General features: G+C 70.7%; 6 protein-coding genes. All 6 read left to right on the plus strand.

All coding sequences use genetic code 11. The features are described 5' to 3' along the window. Positions 1 to 107, plus strand: a 107-nt coding sequence (locus tag B043_RS12670; RefSeq protein ID WP_155987412.1) for a hypothetical protein, incomplete at its 5' end; no start/stop codon positions are given. After that, on the plus strand, positions 104 to 970 hold the full coding sequence (locus B043_RS13325) for an amidohydrolase family protein (protein ID WP_018461501.1): 867 nt from the start codon (positions 104 to 106) through the stop codon (positions 968 to 970). The genes B043_RS12670 and B043_RS13325, both read left to right, overlap by 4 nt. Beyond that, complete coding sequence (locus B043_RS0107460; protein WP_018461502.1) at positions 963 to 2,660, plus strand: adenine deaminase C-terminal domain-containing protein; 1,698 nt, start codon at positions 963 to 965, stop codon at positions 2,658 to 2,660. The genes B043_RS13325 and B043_RS0107460 overlap by 8 nt, the downstream gene beginning before the upstream one ends. A 12-nt stretch (positions 2,661 to 2,672) precedes the next feature. Further along, entirely contained in the window at positions 2,673 to 3,119 is a 447-nt protein-coding gene (locus B043_RS0107465; RefSeq protein WP_018461503.1) for a MaoC family dehydratase, read from the plus strand. Then, positions 3,112 to 3,471, plus strand: coding sequence for a PaaI family thioesterase (locus B043_RS0107470; RefSeq protein ID WP_018461504.1), 360 nt, complete (start codon positions 3,112 to 3,114; stop codon positions 3,469 to 3,471). Before B043_RS0107465 ends, B043_RS0107470 begins: the two co-directional genes overlap by 8 nt. Before the next feature lie 4 nt (positions 3,472 to 3,475). Continuing rightward, the coding region (locus B043_RS12820) for an SDR family NAD(P)-dependent oxidoreductase (RefSeq protein WP_155987413.1) at positions 3,476 to 3,588 on the plus strand (113 nt) is incomplete at its 3' end.

Raw genomic sequence — 3,588 nt, forward strand, 5'->3', positions numbered from 1 at the left:
CCACCCTGGTCCACGAGATGCAAAGGCGCAAGGCCCCCTTCGGCCTCGCCACCATGTGCATCGGCGTGGGCCAGGGCATCGCCGTGGTGGTGGAGGGCATGGCATGATCCGGGGCTTCCCCCTCATCGACGCCCACGTGCACGTGCCCCGGCTGGACCGGCTCCCCCCGGCCTGGTTTGAATGGTTTCGCCGCTACGGTCAGGGGGTTCCCCTAGAGGCCCTCTACGATGGGGAGGGGTGCCCCCTGCCCGAGGCCTTGGACCGCTACTTTGAGGCCGAGGGGGTGGATGTGGTCCTTCTCCTCCCCGAGTACAGCCCCCGTACGGTGGGGGTCCACCCTTACGAGGAGCTCCAGCCCCTCCTGCGGCACAACCCCCGCCGGTTCCGCTTTCTGGCCAACCTCAACCCCCACCTCCACTACCCCCTGGCGGTCCACCTGGAGCGCCAGCTGGAGGCGGGTGCCGTGGGGCTCAAGCTCCACCCCGTCCACGGGGGGTTTCCCCCCACCCACCCCGAGCTGTTCCCCGCCTACTGGATCTGCCAGGCCCAGGGGCTGCCGGTGGTCTTCCACACCGGGGTGAGCGCCTTCCCGGGCAGCGTCAACGCCTATGGGGACCCCAGCTTGGTGGAGGAGGTCCTGCGGGCCTTCCCGGACCTCAAGGTGGTCTTGGCCCACGGGGGGCGGGGCTGGTGGTACCAGGCGGCGGCCACCCTGGCCCTGGTCTACCCCAACGTCTGGATTGAGCTCTCGGGGCTTTCTCCTAGGCGGTTGCCTGAGCTCTACCGGGGGTTCGACCTGGAAAGGTTGGCCCGGAAGATGATCTTCGGCACCGACTGGCCGGGGGTTCGGGGGGTCCGCGCCCAGGCCGAGGCCCTCTTCGATCTGGGCCTAGACCCGGAGGTCCTGGAGGGGATCCTCCACCGGAATGCCCGGCAGGTCTACCGCGTGGAGGTCCCCCAGGATGGCTAGCCCGGCGGCCCACCTCCTCCTTAGTCCAGAAGAGCGAGCCTGTCTCCTGGCGGTGACCCGGGGGGAAGCTTCCCCGGAACTGGTGGTCCGGGGGGCCTGGGTTGCGGACGTGTACGGGGGGGCCTGGTTCCAGGCCAACCTGGAGGTGGCCTTAGGCCGGATCGCCTACGTGGGTCCGCGCTTCCCCCGGATAGGGGAGGGGACCCGGGTCCTGGAAGCGGAGGGGCTTTACTTGGTCCCGGGGTATCTGGAGCCCCACGCCCACCCCTGGGTGCTCTACACCCCCCTAAGCCTTCTGGAGGCCCTGGTGCCCCAGGGGGTGACGGCGGTGGTCTACGACGACCTCCTCCTCCGGCTCCACCTGGGTCCAGAGGGGACGCGGGCCTTTCAGGAGTGGCTGGCGGGGCAGGACCTCCCGGCCCGGGTTTTCTGGGCCGCCCGCCTGGCCCCCCAAACCGCCCTGCCCGAGGAGAGGCTAGGGCCTGAGGAAGCCCCCCTGGAGGCTCCTTGGACCCTGGCTTCCGCGGAGATCACCGCCTGGCCGCAGGTGATGGAGGGGGAGAGGAGGCTCCTCGCGGGCATCGCCCGGGCCCAGGCCCTGGGTCGGCGGGCGGAGGCCCACGGGGCGGGGGCCTCCTTCCCCCGTCTGGCCGCCCTGGCCGCGGCGGGCCTGGAGGCGGACCATGAAGCGCTCAACGCCCAGGAGGTCCTGGAGCGGCTGAGGCTCGGTTTTTGGGTCATGCTCCGCCACAGCTCCCTCCGCCCAGACCTGCCTGCCCTTCTCCATGGCCTTCCCCCTTCCCCGAGGCTCATGCTCACCACCGATGGGGCCTCCCCCCGCTTCTACGCCCGCGGAGGGTACCCTCCCCTTCTGGAGGCGGCCCTGGAGGCTGGCCTCTCCCCCCTGGAGGCCCTCCGCCTGGCCACCCTCAACCCAGCCACCTTCCTGGGCCTGGACCACCTCCTCGGGGGGCTGGCTCCGGGTCGCTTGGCGGACTTCCTCCTGCTGGAGGCCCCGGACCGCTTCCGCCCCTTACGGGTCTTCGTAGGGGGGAAGGAGGTGGCCCGGGAGGGGCGGATGGCCGTGCCCCTTCCCCCCTGGCCCCTGGGCCCCCGGCCCCTCCCCTTCCGGAACCCAGAGGCCTTCGGGGACCCCGGCCGCTACCGCCTGGACCACCGCCTGGGCCTGCGGCTGGAGAGCGCGGTCATCACCCGGCCCGCGGAGCCCTCCCTCGGGGCCCTGGCGGCCTTCTGGGTGGACCCGGAAGGGGAGCGGAGGGTGGGGGCTTGGGTGGAGGCCCTGATGCCGGGCCTGGAGGGCCTGGCCACCACCTTTACCGCCGCCCCCGGCCTCCTGGTCCTGGGGCGGGACCCCGGGGCCATGGCCCGGGCAGCCCTGGAGGTGGCCCGGATGGGAGGCGGCTTCGCGGCCGTTCACGGGGAGCGGGTGGTGTGGAGGGCCCCTCTCGCCCTTTTCGGGCTCATGGCCGAAGGGGGATTTGACGGGGCCTTGGCGGTGGAGGAGGACCTCTGGACCTGGGCCCGCCGGTGGGGCTACCCCTTCCACGACGTCCTCTACACCCTGCTCTTCCTCACCTGCGACTTCCTGCCGGAGCTCCGGCTGACCCCCTTGGGGGTCTTGGAGGTCAAGGGGGGGCGGATCCTCCTGCCCCCTGAACCCTTTGCTTGAGGAGGTTTGCCCATGGGCCTTTACTTTGAGGACTTGCAGGAGGGCCAGGTGTTCCCCACCCCGGCCCGCACCGTTACGGAGGCCGACCTGGTGAACTTCGCAGGGGTTTCCGGGGACTTCAACCCCATCCACACCGACGCCGAATACGCCAAGGGGAGCCCCTTCGGGGCCCGGGTGGCCCACGGCCTTCTGGTTCTGGCCATGCTCACCGGTCTGCGCCAGCGCACGGGGATCTTTGAGGGCACCCTGATCGCCTGGATGGAGATCCGCGCCTACCGCTTCCTCAGGCCGGTCTTCATCGGTGACACCATCCGGGGGGAAACGGAGATCCTGGAGAAGCGGCCCACCTCTAAGCCGGACCGGGGGGTGGTGGTCCAGCGGGTCCAAGTCTTCAACCAGAGGGGTGAGGTGGTCCAGGAGGGGGAGCTGGTTACCCTGGTGCGGAGGCGCCATGGCTAGAAATCCCTTTCTGGAGTGGCTGGCCCCGGAAGCCCTTTTCCGGGGGGAAGGGCGGGCGGAGCTCAGGGTCGGGGTTCGGCCGGAGTTCCTTCAAGGACAGGGTAAGGTACACGGTGGAATCCTGGCCTCCCTGTTGGACACGGCCATGGGTTCAGCGGCGGCCAGCCTGGGGGGCCGGGTGGTCACGGTGGACCTCTCCCTGAGCTACCTCCGGCCCACGGTGGGGCCCGTTCTGGTGGCCGAGGCCCGGGTGGTGCGGGCTGGGGACCGTCTGGTCTTCGTGGAGGGCTGGGTGCGGGAGGATGGGGGAGAGGTGGTGCTGGGCAAAGGCGTTTTCATGCGCGTGGGGTGAGGGTATGCGGCTTCGGGATAAACGGGTGCTCATCACGGGGGCGGCCCACGGCATCGGCCGGGCCACCCTGGAGCTTTTCGCGAAGGAAGGGGCGAGGCTCGTGGCCTGCGACCTGGA

This window comes from Thermus oshimai DSM 12092 (assembly GCF_000373145.1).
Classification (GTDB): domain Bacteria; phylum Deinococcota; class Deinococci; order Deinococcales; family Thermaceae; genus Thermus; species Thermus oshimai.